At 68.3% G+C, this 16694-nt stretch carries 14 protein-coding genes; 8 read left to right on the top strand and 6 right to left on the bottom strand.

All coding sequences use genetic code 11. The features are described from left to right. Positions 1-155: 155 nt before the first annotated feature. The 4 genes from AB0H21_RS39375 to AB0H21_RS39360 form a co-directional block, all read right to left on the bottom strand. On the bottom strand, positions 156-860 hold the full coding sequence (locus AB0H21_RS39375) for a hypothetical protein (protein ID WP_358526924.1): 705 nt from the start codon (positions 858-860) through the stop codon (positions 156-158). Positions 861-1127: 267 nt separating this feature from the next. Further along, positions 1128-2000 (bottom strand): sugar phosphate isomerase/epimerase family protein, encoded by an 873-nt coding sequence (locus AB0H21_RS39370; protein WP_358526922.1) that lies wholly within the window; start codon positions 1998-2000, stop codon positions 1128-1130. Further along, complete coding sequence (locus tag AB0H21_RS39365; RefSeq protein ID WP_358526920.1) at positions 1997-3160, bottom strand: dihydrodipicolinate synthase family protein; 1164 nt, start codon at positions 3158-3160, stop codon at positions 1997-1999. Before AB0H21_RS39365 ends, AB0H21_RS39370 begins: the two co-directional genes overlap by 4 nt. After that, entirely contained in the window at positions 3157-4308 is a 1152-nt protein-coding gene (locus tag AB0H21_RS39360) for a Gfo/Idh/MocA family oxidoreductase (RefSeq protein ID WP_358526919.1), read from the bottom strand. The genes AB0H21_RS39365 and AB0H21_RS39360 overlap by 4 nt, the downstream gene beginning before the upstream one ends. Positions 4309-4426: 118 nt before the next feature. Between AB0H21_RS39360 and AB0H21_RS39355 the strand changes: the two genes are divergently transcribed. Next, a complete protein-coding gene (locus tag AB0H21_RS39355; protein WP_358526917.1) occupies positions 4427-5449 on the top strand; it encodes a LacI family DNA-binding transcriptional regulator in 1023 nt (340 codons plus the stop codon). Positions 5450-5619: 170 nt separating this feature from the next. Here AB0H21_RS39355 and AB0H21_RS39350 read toward each other — a convergent pair whose 3' ends face one another. Beyond that, on the bottom strand, positions 5620-8652 hold the full coding sequence (locus tag AB0H21_RS39350) for a family 16 glycoside hydrolase (protein ID WP_358526916.1): 3033 nt from the start codon (positions 8650-8652) through the stop codon (positions 5620-5622). 518 nt (positions 8653-9170) lie between these two features. Here AB0H21_RS39350 and AB0H21_RS39345 point away from each other — a divergent pair. The 4 genes from AB0H21_RS39345 to AB0H21_RS39330 all read left to right on the top strand — a co-directional run bounded on the left by AB0H21_RS39345 (position 9171) and on the right by AB0H21_RS39330 (position 12929). Continuing rightward, entirely contained in the window at positions 9171-10016 is an 846-nt protein-coding gene (locus tag AB0H21_RS39345) for an ABC transporter permease (RefSeq protein WP_358526915.1), read from the top strand. A 52-nt stretch (positions 10017-10068) separates the two neighbouring features. Beyond that, positions 10069-11076, top strand: a complete 1008-nt coding sequence (locus AB0H21_RS39340) for an ABC transporter substrate-binding protein (RefSeq protein WP_358526913.1) — start codon at positions 10069-10071, stop codon at positions 11074-11076. Between the two features lie 7 nt (positions 11077-11083). After that, positions 11084-11878, top strand: coding sequence for an ABC transporter ATP-binding protein (locus tag AB0H21_RS39335; RefSeq protein WP_358526912.1), 795 nt, complete (start codon positions 11084-11086; stop codon positions 11876-11878). Positions 11879-12185: 307 nt separating this feature from the next. Then, positions 12186-12929 carry a cupin domain-containing protein gene (locus AB0H21_RS39330; protein ID WP_358526911.1) on the top strand — a complete coding sequence of 248 codons (744 nt, stop codon included), beginning with the start codon at positions 12186-12188 and terminating at the stop codon, positions 12927-12929. A gap of 151 nt (positions 12930-13080) precedes the next feature. On the opposite strand, the gene AB0H21_RS39325 is transcribed toward AB0H21_RS39330, so the two are convergent. Then, positions 13081-13983, bottom strand: coding sequence for a LysR family transcriptional regulator (locus AB0H21_RS39325; RefSeq protein ID WP_358526909.1), 903 nt, complete (start codon positions 13981-13983; stop codon positions 13081-13083). Between the two features lie 107 nt (positions 13984-14090). Between AB0H21_RS39325 and AB0H21_RS39320 the strand changes: the two genes are divergently transcribed. From AB0H21_RS39320 to AB0H21_RS39310, 3 genes are read left to right on the top strand one after another with little or no spacing between them, the layout of a single operon-like run. Beyond that, complete coding sequence (locus AB0H21_RS39320) at positions 14091-15254, top strand: FAD-binding oxidoreductase (protein ID WP_358526928.1); 1164 nt, start codon at positions 14091-14093, stop codon at positions 15252-15254. A 46-nt stretch (positions 15255-15300) separates the two neighbouring features. Next, positions 15301-15996 (top strand): hypothetical protein, encoded by a 696-nt coding sequence (locus AB0H21_RS39315; protein WP_358526908.1) that lies wholly within the window; start codon positions 15301-15303, stop codon positions 15994-15996. Beyond that, a complete protein-coding gene (locus AB0H21_RS39310; protein WP_358526907.1) occupies positions 15897-16664 on the top strand; it encodes a DUF1338 family protein in 768 nt (255 codons plus the stop codon). Before AB0H21_RS39315 ends, AB0H21_RS39310 begins: the two co-directional genes overlap by 100 nt. Positions 16665-16694: the final 30 nt, after the last annotated feature.

Genomic DNA, 16694 nt, shown 5'->3' with positions numbered 1-16694 from the left:
ACGCTACCCGCCACCTTTTGGTCCCCACCTGGATCTTGCGCAGACCATAACTGGACCCTTACGGAACGATCAACCAGGTTCGCCAACGGAGTCCTGAAGGCCGGAGCACTACGGACGAATCCGGTAGCGACTTAGACAGATCGCTGTGGTCTTGGTCAGATTGAATGGAGCGTGCGGCTGGAGATGCCCCACCACCAGGATTCGAGTGGGTCGTCGGCCATGACCTCGGGCGGGGGCCGGAAGTCGTGGGCGGGCGTGCCGTCCAGGGCGCCGGTCCGGTGGACGATCTCGCGGAGCGCCTCGGCGGCGGGGTCGTCGAACGGGTCGAGGACGCCGAGGATTTCGGGGCCGAGGTTGTACCAATCGGCGAGCAGCGGCAGGTCGTCGTGGTGCTCGGCGGCGAGGGCGATGGCGTTTACAGCGTCGATCACGGAGACTCTGCGAGGAGGGGACGTGTCGGGCTCGGTGAGGTGGGAGGCCATGCGACGCCACAGGGCGGAGCCGGCGTCGCAGTAAAGGAACGGCGGGTCGACGTAGCCGTCCTCAAGCCAGCTGTCGTAGCCGTTGAAGTCGGCGGCCTCCTCGTCGAAGACGCGTAAACCGGTGAACTCGGTGAGGGAGTCGAAGTCAGCGCGGCGCTGGGCGTGGTCGGGGTGCTGGTCCAGAGCGAAGCGGTAGGTGTGGCGGCGACGCAGCAGGATGTCCATCACCCGGAAATGGGTGAAGGAGCAGTCGAATCCGGACTGGAACCGGTACAGGGCGACGAACCAGTCGCGCGGCCGCGGGTCGTCGGCCGGGTGATGGGTGTCGAGAAGGCGGATCGAGTCCGCGACCAAGTCCTCGATCAGATGCAGGGACATTCTGGAAGCTTAGGGCTCTGTGGGGACGGCCGGGGCGCCGTACCCGCGCATGCGCACCAGGCCAGGCGACCACTCACCTGCGGGAGGTGCACCAGGACCGGGTTCACGCCGAGCTGACCGTTCGCGACCCGGGCTCCACCACGATCAGCGACGTCGCCCACCGCTGAAGATTCGTCCGTGACCGATTCTCCCGTGCCTACCGGGAGCGCTTCGGAGAGCCCCCTTCGGAGACGCTGCGCCGCTGACCTCCTCACCGAAGGACGGGCATCAGTCCAGCAGGACCAGATCGACGTATCGCCGCTTTATCGCGGTGAGCACGATTTCTGGATCGGTCGCCCAGACATCGGCGTTGAAGATCTCCACCTCGGTGTCCCCGGCGTACCCCGCGCCGCGCACAGCCCGATGGAAGGGCGCGAACTCGATGTGGCCGTCGCCCATCATCCCGCGGCCGAGGAGTACGTCGGCCGGGAGCGGGGTCAGGAAGTCGCACACCTGGAAGCTCGCGATGCGCGCGCCCGCCCGGGCGATCTGCCGCCACACGTCGGGATCCCACCAGACGTGAAATGTGTCGACGACCACGCCGACCTGCTCCGTGGGGAACGGCTCGGCGAGATCGAGCGCCTGGGCCAGGGTCGACAGGACCGCGCGGTCGGCACAGTACATCGGATGCAGAGGCTCGAGCGCGAGCCGCACGCCTCGCTCTCCCGCGTACGGTGCCAGCTCGGCCACGGCATCGGCCACCCGTTGGCGTGCCCCCTGAAGGTCGCGGGAGCCGTACGGCAGGCCGCCGACGACCATGACAAGGCACGAGGTGCCGAGGTCGGCGGCTTCGTCGATGGCACGCCTGTTGTCATCGAGCGCCGCCTGCCCCTGTTGACCTTCGTCGGTGAGGAAACCGCCGCGGCACAGCGATGACACCCGAAGGCCGGCGTCGGCCACCGCGCGGACGGCCGCCTTCACGCCCATCTCCGCCACCGGTTCGCGCCAGAGCCCGATCGACGGGATGCCCGCCCGCGCGCATCCCTCGATCGCCTCGCGGACGGACCACGAATCCGTGGTCTTCTGGTTCAGTGACAGCCGCGACAGGCGTGGGTCGTCCGCGGGCACGTCCGGCGCCGAGCGCCACTCAAGAGGCGTCATGCGACCGCCCCCGCCACTGACAGGTACCGCTCCATGCGCCGTGCGGCGAGTTCGGGGTCGCGCAGCAGTCCGGCCGCGTCGGCCAGGCGGAACGTCTGGGTCAGATGCCGGACGCTCCGGCCGCTCTGCAGGCCCCCGACCATGGTGAATCCGGGTTGAAATCCGTTGAGCCAGGCGAGGAAGGCGATGCCGGTCTTGTAGTACTGCGTGGGCGTGGAGAAGACGTGGCGCGACAGCGGCACGGTGGGCCGGAGGATCTCCAGGAACCCCTCGTCGTCGCCCTGGTCGAGCCGCTGCAGGGCGGCCGACGCGGCCGGGGCGATCGCCGAGAACGCGCCGAGCAGCGCGTGGCTGAACCGCTCGCCGTCGCCGAGGATCAACTCCGGATAGTTGAAGTCGTCTCCGGTGTACACCCGTACCGTCGGCGGCAGCAGCTCACGCAGCCGTGCCTCGCGCTCGGCGTCCAGGAGCGACACCTTGACGCCGTCGACGACGGAGGCGTGGGCGTGGACCAGCGTGACGAACGTCTTGGTCGCGGCGTCGAGATCGGTGGAACCCCAGTAGCCGGTCAACGCAGGGTCGAACATGTCGCCAAGCCAGTGGAGCACGACCGGGGCCGCGACCTGGGACAGGATGCGATCGTAGACTCCCAGATAGTCATCGGGGCCGGCGGCCAGCGCCGCGAGTTGGCGGCTCGCCATGATGACGGCCGTCGCTCCGGTACCCTCCACGAACGCGACCTGCTCCTCGTAGGCGGCGACGACTTCCGGGAGGCCGTTCAGCACGGGCGGAGCCTGGTCTGTCGCCGCTCCCGCCACCACACGTCCGCCGCACGCGCGAGCCTCGGCGGCCGTCCGCCGGACGAGCTCCCGCGTCGCCGTCCAGTCCAGCCCCATCCCGCGCTGCGCGGTGTCCATCGCCTCGGCGACCCCCAGTCCCCATGACCAGAGGTCCCGCCGCACCGACATCGTGGCTTCCCAGTCGAGGCGGGCCGGCAGCCCCGGCGCGTTGTGGCCGAGTGGGTCGGCGACGACGTGGACGGCGGCATAGGCGATCCGGCTGTCCGGGGCCGTCTCTGGGCGCTGCCATCTCACGGGCTCCCGCAACACCAGCCGCTCGATCGTGCCGTCGTCGCGGGGGAGCGAGACCGCCGCGGTCACCGTCCGTCCTCCTCGACCTCGATGCGCCGTCCCTCGCGCGCCGACCGCAGGCCGAGCTCGGCCAGGCGCACCCCGCGCACGCCGGACCTGAAGTTCCATGGGAACGGCTCGTCGTCCACGACGTGACGCAGGAACGCCTCCCACTGGACCTTGAAGCCGTTGTCGAAAGGCTCGTTGTCCGGCACCTCCTGCCACTGTCCGCGGAAGTCGTCACCGGCCGGCAGGTCGGGGTTCCATACCGGCATGGGAGTGGCGGCGCGGTGCTGCACTCGGCAGTTGCGCAGGCCTGCGACCGCGCTGCCATGCGTGCCGTCGACCTGGAACTCCACCAGCTCGTCACGGTAGACACGGACGGCCCAGGAGGAGTTGATCTGGGCGATGACGCCGCCCGCCAGCTCGAAGACCGCGTAGACGGCGTCGTCGGCCGTGGCGCGATAGGTGTCACCGTTCTCGTCGACGCGCTCGGGGATGTGCGTCGCGGTGCGCGCGGTCACCGCCTCGACGCGGCCGAAGATCTGCTCGAGAAGGTAGTTCCAGTGCGGCAACATGTCGACGGTGATCCCACCGCCGTCCTCGCTGCGGTAGTTCCAGCTGGGCCGCTGCGCGGCCTGCCAATCGCCTTCGAAGACCCAGTAGCCGAACTCTCCGCGCACCGAGAGGATCCGGCCGAAGAAATCGCCGTCCACCAGCCGCTTGAGCTTGCGCAGCCCGGGCAGGAACAGCTTGTCCATGACGACGCCGTTCTTGATGCCTCTCGCCTCCGCCAGCCGCGCGAGTTCCTCGGCCGCGGGGAGGTCCTCGGCCAGCGGTTTCTCGGTGTACACGTGCTTGCCCGCCTCGATGGCGACCCGGATCGCCTTCTCCCGCTGGGCGGTGACCTGAGCGTCGAAGTAGATCTGGTTGGCCTCGTCCGCAAGCGCGGCGTCCAGATCCGTGGTGTATGACGTGAGGCCGTGGCGGGCGGCGATCTCGGCGAGCTTGGTCTCGTTGCGGCCGACCAGCACGGGTTCCGGCCATATGCGGCTGCCGTCGCGTGCCGGCAACCCGCCCTGCTCGCGGATGGCGAGCAGGGAACGGACGAGGTGCTGCCGGTATCCCATCCGCCCGGTGACGCCGTTGAGCACGATCCCGATGGTGGTGCGGGACATGCGGTGTCCTTTCTAGGTAAGCGCTTTCCCGATTTACACTAACCGCCCCCGATCGCTGCGGCAAGGGCTTTCCTGAGCGGCTATCCTGGGTGAAACCGCATGGGGAGGGGTTGGATCTGTGGCGACACTGGCTGACGTCGCACGTCTGGCCGGCGTATCGCCGGCCACCGTGTCGCGGATCATCAACGGCAGCAGCAAGCCCGTGGCCGAAGCTCTGCGTGAGCGGGTACTGGCCGCCGTCGAGGAGTTGCAGTACGTGCCCAACGCGCACGCTCAGCTGCTCGCCCGCTCTCACCGCAGCACGATCGGCGTCATCGTGCACGACGTCTCCGACCCGTACTTCGCCGAGATCACCCGTGGACTGCAACGTGTCGCCACCGAAAACGGGCGACTCGTCATCATCTGCAACAGCTACCGCAACCCAGACAGAGAACTCGAATACGTCGAGCTGCTGCGTGCCCATCAGGTCGCGGCGATCATACTCGCCGGCTCCGGTTACCACGACGACGCCTTCACCGCCAAGATGAACGGCAAGCTGCGCGTCTACCAGGCCACCGGCGGCAGAACCGTGGTCATCGGCCGCCATGACCACGTCGGCGACGCCGTCGTGCCCGACAACGAGAAGGGCGGCTACCTGCTGGGCGCCGAGTTGTACGCCCTGGGCCACCGGCGGTTCGGGGTCATAGCCGGGCCTGAGCAGATGACCACCACCACGGACCGGCTCGCCGGGCTGCGCCGCGGTGCGCGGGAGCATGGACTGAGGTTGCCGGCCCGGCGCATCGCCTACGGCGACTTCGACCGCGCCAGCGGAATGACCGCCGCCGCGGCGCTGCTCGACGCCGAGCCGAAGCTGACCGCCATTGCCGCGCTCAACGACTCGATGGCCATCGGCGCCCTCGCGCTGCTGCGCTCCCGGGGCATCACCGTTCCCGACGAGGTCAGCGTGGTCGGCTTCGACGACATGCCTATCGCGTCGGATGTCACCCCCACGCTCACCACCATCCGTCTCCCGCTCGCCGACATGGGCGCCCGCGCCGTGACCCTCGCCCTGCAACCAGCCGAAGGCGACGACGCGCCGCGTATCGTGCAGGTGGGAGCGGAGCTCATCCGCCGGGAGAGCGCCGGCCCGGCGCGGCGGTAGAACTCCTCGTTGTCCCGGGACGTACGCGGGACGAGCCGCGAGGCCTTCGCGGCGCCAGGCGGCGATGGTCTGAGGAGGGCCGCCGCGGTCCGGGCGCTTGCTGGCGCGAAAGGAACCCTTGCGACGCCTTGCGTCGCAAGGGTCACCCTCGCGGTGTCAGCGGCTCGGTGTCAGAGCCGTTCGATCCAGATGTTGCGGAATCGTGGGTTGGCGCCGGGGTCGCCGTGGTCCTGTAGCTTGATTTGGCCCGGGGCCGGGTCTTCCGGCTTGCCCGCGCCGGTCGGGCCGTCGATGGCCACGTCGTTGTGCACCAGCTTTCCGTTCCACCGCACGGTCATCCGCGCGTTCTCCACCTTCTTCCCCGCACTGTCGTAGCGCGCCGCGCGGAACTCGATGTCGTACGTCTGCCACGTGCTGGTCGGCCGCGCCGCGTTCACGTCCGGCGCCTTCTTCAGATAGATGGCACCGGCGCCGTTGAGCTCCGGGGGTCGCCCATAGGACTCCAGGACCTGCAGTTCGTAGCTCTCGTAGATGTACACGCCGCTGTTGCCGCGGGCCTGCCCGGTGACCTCCGCCGGGTAGTCCGGCTCGTACCACTCGACGTGCATGCGGAAGTCGCCGAACCGTTCCTTCGTGCGGATGTCACCGCCGAGCGACTCCATCGACCCGTTCGCCACGGGCCATGTCGCCGGGCCGCCGGACGTCTTCTCCCACGCGTCGAGGTTGGCGCCGTTGAACAGCGTGATCCGCTTCGTCGGCGTCACCGTGATCTTGTCCAGATTCACGTGTCCGGTGTCGGTCGCCTCGTAGACGTAGGAGATGGTGTTCGCGCCAGGGCTCAGCGTCACCGTCTCCACCTGGGTCGCCCACTTGTCCCAGCTGCCGGTGGCGGCGAGCCAGATCTGCTTCTCCTTCTTGCCGTTGACGTACAGGGTCATCGACTTCGATACCGGGTTGGGGCTCGGGTTCGGGCCGTTCGAGTACCGCAGTGCGATGTCGTGCCGGCCACCCTGGTCGGCGCGGACGGCGAACGTGGTGCTGCTGCCCGGTTCCCAGTTGCGGTCGACGAAACCGGCACCCGAGTAGCCGGTGTGGTTGGTGTTCCACCCGGCCCCGCCGGCCAACTTGGCGGACTCCGCCTCGTACTCGGGCGGCGCCACCGTGCCGTCGGTCAGTCGGTTGAGCGTGTACCACGCCTCGGTGCTCCACAGCTCCTCACCGGACGCCGAGGCGAACGGGCGCGGGGAGTGCACGTACACCACGTGGCCCGGCTTCAGGCCCGCGATCTTCAGCGTCACCTTCTTGCGGTCCGTCGACAGCGTCGCCGAGGTGACGCCGAGGGTCTCCTCGTCGACCTTCGGGCCGCCGTACTGGGGCGTCGGCACGTACCGCCACTGTTGGGCCTTGTACTTGGCGGCGAGGTTCTGCGCGGTCTCGTCGGACAGCGGCTGCGTGTACTCGAGCTCGAAGCCGCCGCTGATGGCCCGCATCTTGTAGATGTCGAACGCGTTGGCGCCGTTGACACTGAGCTTCTGCAGGCCGTACTTGAGCTTGCCGGCCTGGCCCCAGTTGCCCGCCCAGCCGATGCCACCGGTGTAGATCGCGCCGTCCGGGCCGAGGCTGATCCGGCTCACCCCGGACTCGAGCCCCTGGGTCATGCGGAACACGGCGCCCTGGTACTCGCCGGCGACCTTCTCCAGGTACGCGCGTTGCAGGCCGCCGTAGGTCACGTCGCCGAACACCATCTGGCCCTTGAACACGCCGTTGGGCAGCACGATCGGGTTGCTCGGCGAGTTGGAGATCTCGTTGTGCGGCAACCACAGCACGGGTTCGGTCACCGGCTGGCTGTCGTACGGGCCACTCGGGTTGGTGTAGTGGTTGTAGAAGGCGCCCTTCTTGATCCGCAACAGCTTCGACGCCGGCAGGTACATGCCCTGGTTGTCGGTGACGAAGATGTCGCCCTCCGGCCCCCAGCCGAGGCCGTTGGGCGTGCGCAGCCCACCGGCCACATAGGACACTTCACCGGTGCGCTTGTTGACCTTGAGGGTGCTGCCGCGGTTGGGTACGGGCTGCGGGTTCGCGGTCGCGCCACCGGGGACCATCGCGATGCCCGTGGTGATGTAGAAGTACCCGTCCTTGTACAGCAGGCCGAACGCGAACTCGTGGTAGTTGCCGCCGAACGGCCAGGTCGCGATCTTGCGGTACTCGTCGGCGACCTCGTCACCGGTCTTGTCGACGAGCGCGGTCAGCTGGTGCTTCTCGGACACGTAGATGGTGCCGTCGACGTACTTGAGCCCCATCGGTTCCCGCAGGTCGTGGGCGATCCGCTTCATGGTCACCTTGGACGGGTCGGTGTTGCCGGTGACGCCGTCGAGAAGGTACACCTCGCCGATCACGGTCTCCCGGTCGCCGCCCCAGGTGGCGATGGCCAGCCGGCCGTCCGGCAGCCAGTCCATGCCGGTGACCTGCGGCTCGAAGCCGTCCGGACGTAGGTTCGTCAGCGTGTAGTCCGGGTGCACATCGGTCAGCGGCAGACCGTCGCCAGGGGCGTCGGTGACGCCCTCGCACTGCTTGCGGCCGGGCGAGGTGACCCGCACGACCTCGGAGTCGGTGCTCAGCACCGAGTTCGGCACGAGGGTATAACCGGCCGCGCCCGGCGGCCGCCACTCGAGCTTCAGCCGTTGGTCGAAGTCGGCGTCGAAGTGGTCGATGTGCAGCGCGTGGTAGCCCGCGGTCAGGTCGATCGAGCCGTCCTTCGCGGTGGCGCCGTGGCGGCCGGGGTGGTCGATCACCTTGGTGCCGTCGAGCGAGAACCGTGCGCCGTCGTCGCTGGTGAGCCGGAAGTCGTAGGCCCCGGCGGTGGATATGTTGAGGTAACCGCTTACCTCGGTGACGAACCGGTCCGCGAACCCGAAGTCCGCGGTGGTCGACCAGTCGATCGTCGGCATCACCTTGTCGATGTTGGGCGTCTGGCCTGGTTTCAGCGTGCAGTAGTCGTTCAGGGGCACCTGCACGTCGAACACGCGCAACGTCACACCCGGTTCCTGGGGCGGGATGTCGGCCTGGGCGGACGCGTGGACGGGGACCTGCGTCGACGCGAGCGGCAGGAGCAACGCGGCGGCGGCCGCGGCGGCGGATGCGCCAAGCCACCGTCGCCTGCGTGCCGACCGGCTGGTGATCGGGGGGGCTGTGCTGTGATCCATCTTCCCTCACAGTGGCTGGGTGACCTCGAACGGATCTGTGACCAGGATCAACGAAGTCGGGTAAGCGTTTTCCTAGGAAAGCGCTTACGAGGTAAACAGAAGTTAGGCCGATGGTCAAGGGCCCCCTCGGAGGGTAGTTCGCGAGTTGATGTCCCTTTTGTCGTTGGGGTTGGAAGAGGCGGGCTGGTCGGGGGTTGGCTGCTCACATCCGGCGCACCGCTGTCCTCAGGGGACAGTGATGCGCATTTCAGAAGCTGCGTCCTTTCAGGGCTGAATCGATTGAAAAGAACCGTTGACGGGGGTGCGCCCGGCTGGTTACGGTCATGGCAATCGGAGCTAGGAAAGCCCTTTCCCACCCCTGTGAGACGGTCGCTCCCAGCTTCCGCCCCACGGTGATCCGACCTAGAGAAGGAGTGCCCGTGCCGAACCAAGCGGCTGACCACGGCATTGGCCTGGCTGCGAAGAACCGGTCTGAGCCGACGACTCCGACAGGGGCACGGGCCGGAACGTCCACCGAGGTGACCGCACGGGCGAATCGCCCGCCCGCCCCGACCGGGCGAGCCGACCGTCCTGGCATACGCCTGCTGCGCTTCGCCGAGGCGCTCTGGCGGCCTGCGCTTCTGCTCGCCGCCGTCTTCGCCGCCTGGTGGCTCGTCGCCGCGCTCGGATGGATGCCGAACTACCTGCTGCCCACCCCGGGCCAGGTCTGGGAGACCGTGATCGAGGACTGGTCGTTTCTGATGCGGAACACGTATGTGACGCTGTATGAGACGGTCATCGGCTTCATCCTGGCCGCCCTGCTGGGTCTGGGTACCGCCGTCCTGATCGCCTACTCGCGCACGATGGAGAAGGCCATCTACCCCATCGTCCTCTTCGCCCAGGTGATTCCGAAGATCGCGATCGCCCCGCTGCTCGTGGTCTGGTTCGGCGTGGGACTCGCGCCGAAGATCGTCCTCGCCGTTCTCATCGCGTTCTTTCCGGTCGTCATCTCGGGGGTGGCCGGCCTGCGATCGACGGATCCGGAGCTGATCGACCTGTCCGCGACCATGGGCGCCGGCCCGTGGAAGACGTTCCGCAAGATCCGATTCCCGAACTCGCTCCCGCATCTGATGGCCGGGCTGAAGGTCGCCGTGACCCTGGCGGTGGTCGGGGCCGTCGTCGGCGAGTTCGTCGGTGCCGACGAGGGCCTCGGCTACGTGCTGCTGCTGGCCAACGGCAATCTGGACGCCGCGTTGCTCTTCGCCGACCTGTTCCTGATGTCGCTGATCGGCATCGTCCTGTTCGTCGTCGTCGAGGTAGCGGAGGCACTGCTCATCCCGTGGCACGCCAGCCGCCGCACCGGCGTACCGCTGACCACGTCCTGAATCGTTCCTCGCCCCCCAACCCCCCCGTCGGATGCTTCAGGAGGCATCACCAATGAGACGTCTTGCATATATCGCCGCCGCGCTCCTGCTGGTGGGAACGGTGGCCGCCTGCGGCGGCAGCGACGGCGAGCAGTCGGGCGCCGCCGACGGCAAGAAAAAGGTAAGCCTGACCCTGAACTGGGTTCCCTACGGCGAACACGCTCCGTTCTACTACGGGCTCAAGAAGGGCTTCTACGATGCCGAGGGCATCCAGCTGACGATCAAGCCCGGCGGAGGGTCCGGGAAGACCATCCAGGCGGTGGCCCAGGAGCAGACCGACTTCGGCTGGGCGGACACTCCGCCACTGCTCAAGGGCATCACCTCGGGCATGAAGGTCAAGAGCGTGGGGGTGTTCCTGCAGAAGGGCCCGGCTTCCATCGAATCCCTCGCCGAGACCGGCATCAAGACACCCGCCGACCTCAAGGGCAGGACCGTGGGCGGCACCCCGGGCGATGCCATCTACGCCACCTTCCCCGCATGGCTCAAGGCCAACGGGCTTTCCGAGACGGACGTCAAGGTGGTCAACCTCGACGCGGCCGGGAAGATCGCCGCTCTCGCCGAGGGCAAGGTCGACGCCATCCAGGGCTTCTTCCACGATCAGGCGCCGACCATCGAGGCCAGAACCGGCAAGGACGTCGATTACCTGCTCTACGCCGACTGGGGGATGAACATGCTCGGCACCGGCCTGGTGGTCAACGAGAGCACGCTGAGCAAGGACCCGGAAGTGGTGAAGGCGTTCGTGCGGGCCACCCAGAAGTCCTGGAGCGAGGCGGCCAAGGACATCCCCGGCGCCGCCGACGCGATGGCCGAACTGGCCGAGAACGAGCCGGAGAAGGACGTACTGGTCAAGCAGCTGACGCTGGCCGTGCCGCTGCTCGACGTCGCCGCCGGCGGCACGCCAGGGGTCAACGCCGAGACGAAGTGGACCGAGACCATCAATCTGATGAGCCAGTACGCCGCCCTCGAAGACCCCGGCGCCCCGTCGAAGTACTGGGACGGCTCCTACGGCAGCAACGGGTGAGCCGGCGATGACCACAGCCGCAGCGACGCTGACCGACACCGCGATCGACATCACCGACCTGACCGTCCAGTTCCAGTCGAAACGATCCCAGACCCTGGCCGTCGACAACGTCACCCTACGGGTCGGTGCCGGCGAGTTCGTCACGGTCGTGGGACCATCCGGGTGCGGGAAATCCACCCTGCTCAAGATCATCGCCGGTCTGGTCAAGCCCACCAGCGGTACGGTCGCCCTCCTCGGCCGGCCGGTCACCCAGCCGCAGAAGAACATCGGCTTCGTCTTCCAGCGGGCGGCCCTGCTCGAGTGGCGAGGTGTGCGTAAGAACATCTTGCTGCAGGCCGAGATGCGTGGGCTGGGACGGGCGTCGGCTGCTCGGCGGGCCGACGAACTGATCGAGCTCACCGGCCTGACCGGCTTCGAAAATGCGCTCCCACACGAGCTGTCGGGCGGCATGCAGCAGCGTGTGGCCCTCTGCCGGGCGCTGCTGCACCAACCGCCGGTGCTCCTCATGGACGAGCCGTTCGGAGCGCTCGACGCGTTGACCCGAGAGCAGCTCAACACCGAGTTGAACCGGATCTGGCAAGAGACCGGGACCACCATCGTCCTGGTCACCCACTCCATCGCCGAGGCGGTGTTCCTCGGCACCCGGGTTGAGGTGATGAGCCCGCGTCCGGGCCGGATCGTGCGCACCCTCGCGGTCGACCTGCCCCCCGGCCGGGACTACGCGCAGGTGATGTCCGACGAACGGTTCGACCGGTTGGCCACGCAGATCCGCGAACTACTCGGTTCGGGAGCCAACCACTGACCGGTGGCCACGCGCCGAGGCGGCAGGCCGACGCCGGCGGGGCATGGCCCGACTCGGTACGGCACCCGCCGCGCTGATCCTGGGCGCCGGGATCGAGCACCGGCACGGCGCGGCCGTGCCGGTGCTCGGCCTGACCGGGGGTGCTGCACTGATGGCGCTGTCGCAGCCGGCAACCGGATCGCCGTGCTCACCACCCGGCGCTGTGGTACGCGGCCGATGTTGACGGTCAACGTGCGCGGCATTAGCGTCGAGCCATGGCCAGGAAAACCCTTTCCCGCGGCATGTCCCCCCGAGACAGGCGATGCCGATGAGCATTTCAACGCGGGGAGTCGTGCCCGTCGCACCGCTGCCGGGCGGGGTCGGAGTCTCCCGGCTCTGCGTTTACGACGCGGTCGCTCCGGACGGCGAGATCGGCGGCACCCCTCACCTGCACCTGTGCTGCACCGAGGCGTACGTGGTGATAGCCGGATCGGGGCTCGTGCAGACTCTCACGCTTTCCGGATATCGGGAGACCCGGTTGCATCCGGGGGCAGTTGTCTGGTTCGCTCCCGGGACGATCCACCGGCTGGTCAACAACGGTGGACTGGAGATCATCGTCCTCATGCAGAACAGCGGTCTTCCAGAGGCGGGCGACGCCGTGCTCACTCTTCCGCCGGACCTGCTCGCCGATCCGGCGACGTACGCGGCCGCCGTAGCGCTGCCCGACGGTGGTGCACCGGGTGCGGACGTGACCGTCGCATATGCTCGGCGTGACCTCGCCGTACGCGGCTTCGAGCGGTTGCGGGCCGCCGCGCTGGCGGGCGATCTCACCCCGTTGCGCGAGTTCCATGCCGCAGCGATCCGCCTCGTCCGGCCGCACGTGGACGACTGGCGGCAGAGATGGCGCAGCGGCGCGTGGCGGGCGGCCGACGAGACTGGACACCAACTCGACGCGCTCGCTCGCGGCGAAGCGCCGCACCTGGCCGAGGCGCAGGTCTACCAGATGGCAGAGCCACGCGATCGTGGCCGGTTGGGCATGTGCGGCCTGCTCGACACCTATCCGGTGAGTTGACCCGGGGGAGAACGGCACGCATGTCCGACACAGTGTCGAGCGCGGCGAGGACGGCCCGGGAACGGTTCGGGAGGGGGGTGGGAATGGCGGAACCCTAGCTGGACTGGGCAGCGGTCTGGGTGACGCCCTCGGTGCTCGCGGGGCACCGGAGTCATTCCCCGGCGGTGGCCAGCTTTCGGAGGACACCGATGAGCGCCGCCACCGTCGGACGGCTCTGCGCCGTGGCGCGCACGATGACGACAATGTGCCGCTCGAATCGCTCGGTAAGGTCGACGACCCGGAACCGGGACGGCCGCAGCCGGAGCATGAGGTCCGTGACCGGGGTGATCCCGACGCCCGCCTCGACGAGCGCGAGGGAGGCGGCGGTGTCGGTGACCTGGTGGCGGACGTGGGGTTCGACCCCCGCGCGCCGGCAGACCGTAAGGATCGCCTGCCCGTAGTGGGTGTCGAGGTCCGGCAGGATCCAGCCGAGATCACGGGCGTCGGCCAGGCTGATCTCCCGGACTCCGGACAGCATGCCTTCGGGCAGGGCGAGTGAGAACCGTTCTCGCAGCATACGGATCAACCGCAGCGCGGGGTCGCGCGGGATCGGCACGTCGGGATAGTCCAGTCCGAGGGCGAGGTCGACCGACCCGGCGGCGACGGCGTCGTAGACCTCGTCGACCACCATTTCCCGGCTGTGCACGGTCAGGTCGGGGTGCTCGTTCTGAGCGCGCGCGAGGGCGAGCGGCAGGATCTCCGCGGCGGCGGTCGCGAACAGGCCCACATGCAGCACGCCCGAGACCGTGTGGGTGGTGCGTTCCAGGGCGGCGACGGCGTCAGCCGCGATGCCCAGCATCCGCTCGGCGTGGGCGGCGAGTGCGCGACCAGCGTCGGTGAGTTCGACCCGGCGTCCCACCCGGCGCAGCAGCGCCATCCCGGCGGCCCGCTCCAGCGCCCCCAGTTGCTGGGAGACCGCGCCTGGCGTGTAGCCGAGCGCGTCGGCTGCCGCGGTGATCGTGCCCCGGCGCGTCAGTTCGACCAGTGAGCGCAGCTGCGCGCTCGTCCATTCCATTTAAGGATTCTAAATAATTCATGGAAAGAAGTGTCAATAGACGTGAACGATCTCGGGACTCACCATGGGGGAGGTCGTCCAGGCACTCCAGGAAAGGGTCGCTTTCGATGTCCCGAACTCCACTGCCCGATAGCGCCTCCGTCGTCGTCATCGGCGGTGGTGTGATCGGCACCAGTATCGCGTTCCATCTCGCCGAAGCGGGCGTCACCGACGTGGTCCTGCTCGAGCGGGGAGAGTTGGGCTGTGGTTCGACCTGTCGCGCCGCGGGCGGGGTGCGCGCCCAGTTCTCTGACAAGCTCAACATCGCACTGGGGGCGCGCAGCCTCGAAGCGTTCACCCGGTTCGGCCGGCGGCCTGGGCAGGAGATCGACCTGCACCAGGTCGGTTACCTGTTCCTGCTGTCCACTCGGGACGATGTCGCGGCATTCGAGCGCGATGTCAAGCTGCAGAACGAACTCGGCGTGACAAGCCGGATGATCGACGTGAACGAGGCGCGGCGGCTCTCGCCGGTGATCGACACCGAGGGAGTGCTGGCGGCGGCGTTCTCGCCTGACGACGGGCACTGCACTCCGGAGTCGGTGGTGCTGGGGTATGCGAACGCTGCGCGGCGGAGGGGCGCGGTCCTGCGTACCGGCACGACGGTGCTCGGCCTCGAACGATCAGGCGATCGAGTGACCGCGGTGGTCTCCGACCAGGGAAAGATCGCGACGGACACCGTCATCTGTGCCGCGGGCGCCTGGTCGGCCGCGATCGGCGACATGGCCGGCGTCGAGTTGCCGGTCCAGCCGTTGCGACGGCAGGTGATGTTCACTGAGCCGATGCCCGACCTGCCGCCCGTGGTGCCCTTCACGATCGACTTCGCCACATCGTTCTACTTCCACCGGGAGGGCCGGGGCCTGCTGCTCGGCATGTCCGATCCGGACCAGGAACCAGGATTCCACCTGGATTACGCGGAGGACTGGTTGCCGCGCCTGGGCGAGGCGATCGAGAGGCGCGCGCCGCGGTTGCTGGACGTCGGCCTGAGACCCGGTTGGGCCGGGCTGTACGAGGTCACCCCGGATCACAACGCTCTGCTCGGCCGGGCCGAGAAGACGGTCAACTTCCTTTATGCCACGGGCTTTTCCGGCCACGGTTTCCTGCAGGCGCCGGCAGTCGGCGAGGTGATCCGGGACCTCTACCTGGAGCGCGAGCCATTCCTCGACGTGAGCCCACTGAGCGCATCGCGGTTCGCGCCGGGAGCGTTCACCCGGCCTGAAACGCACATCGTGTGATCCGCGAATCGAGAGGAAAGCAGTGACGACCATCAGACAGTGGCAGTTGCGCGCCGAGTTCGCGCGCCGGCTGTCCGATATGTACGGCCGCGAGGTGCCCGCCTACACCACGTTGGTCGACGTCTCCCGCGAGGTCAACGCCGCGGTGCTGGAGCGATCGGGCGCCGACGCCGAGCGGCTCGGCTCGATAGCCCGGGTGACCGCTGAGCGGCATGGAGCGATCCGGGTCGGCACACCGAGGGAGTTGCAGCAGGTTGCCCGGATCTTCGGCGCCCTGGGCATGCACCCGGTCGGTTTCTACGACCTGCGTGAGGCCGCTACCAGCGCGGTGCCCGTCATCTCGACGGCCTTCCGCCCGATCGAGGCGGACGAACTGGCCCGTAATCCGTTCCGCGTGTTCACCTCCTTGCTCACCCCCGGGGACCCGCGGTTCTTCGACGATGATCTGCGGGCCCGCCTGGCGAACTTCCTGGCCGGACGCGAGCTGTTCCCGCCGGAGCTGATCGATCTCGCGAACCGGGCCGAACGGGAGAAGGAGCTGCCGCAGGCCCAGGCCGAGCGCTTTGTGAACCTGGCGGTGGGGTCGTTCGCGCTGTCGGGTGAACCCGTCGCGACAAGGCGTGGTACGAGACGCTGGAACAGGTGTCGGCTGTCGCCGCCGACATCGGTGGGGTGCGCAGCACCCACATCAACCACCTCACCCCGCGCGTGCTCGACATCGACGAGTTGTACCGCACGATGACCGAACGCGGTATCGAGATGATCGACGCGATCCAGGGCCCGCCACGCTGGGAGGGACCGGATGTCCTGCTGCGCCAGACATCCTTCCGGGCCCTGGCCGAACCACGCCGGATGCGCCTGGCCGACGGCAGCGTCACCACCGGAGCACTGCGGGTCCGGTTCGGTGAGGTCGAGGCGCGGGGAATCGCGCTGACCCATAGGGGGCGCGCACGCTATGACCTGCTTCTCGAGGAGACCGACCGGCGTGCCGCCGAGTCCGGGTGGGACGAAGCCGCGCGAACCGTGTGGCGGGAGGGTTTCCCCGGCACCGAACGCGGCCTCATCGACGAAGGGCTGGCGTTCTTCACCTATCGCCTGCGTGACGACCGGCCACGCCACGGACAGCCACCGACGGGTGTGACCGACCTGCTTGATCAGGGCTGGCTGCGGGCCGAGCCGATCGTCTACGAGGACTTCCTGCCCCGCTCGGCCGCCGGGATCTTCCAGTCGAACCTCAGTGGCGAAGGAACGCGGGACAACACCCGCGAAGGCGTCCGGTACGACCTGGACTGGTTGGCAGGGGAGATCGACCGGGACATTCACGACCCGTTCTCGCTCTACGAACAGCAGCAGAGCGCATCGATCGCCGAGGTCGCCAAGGCACTCGACCTCGCCGGCGAGCTCGGATGATTTCTCTTCGCGCCTTGGAAAGGACCACTG

This window comes from Sphaerisporangium sp. NPDC051011, assembly GCF_040653595.1.
Lineage (GTDB): Bacteria > Actinomycetota > Actinomycetes > Streptosporangiales > Streptosporangiaceae > Sphaerisporangium.
This window is presented reverse-complemented; position numbering and strand designations above follow the sequence as displayed.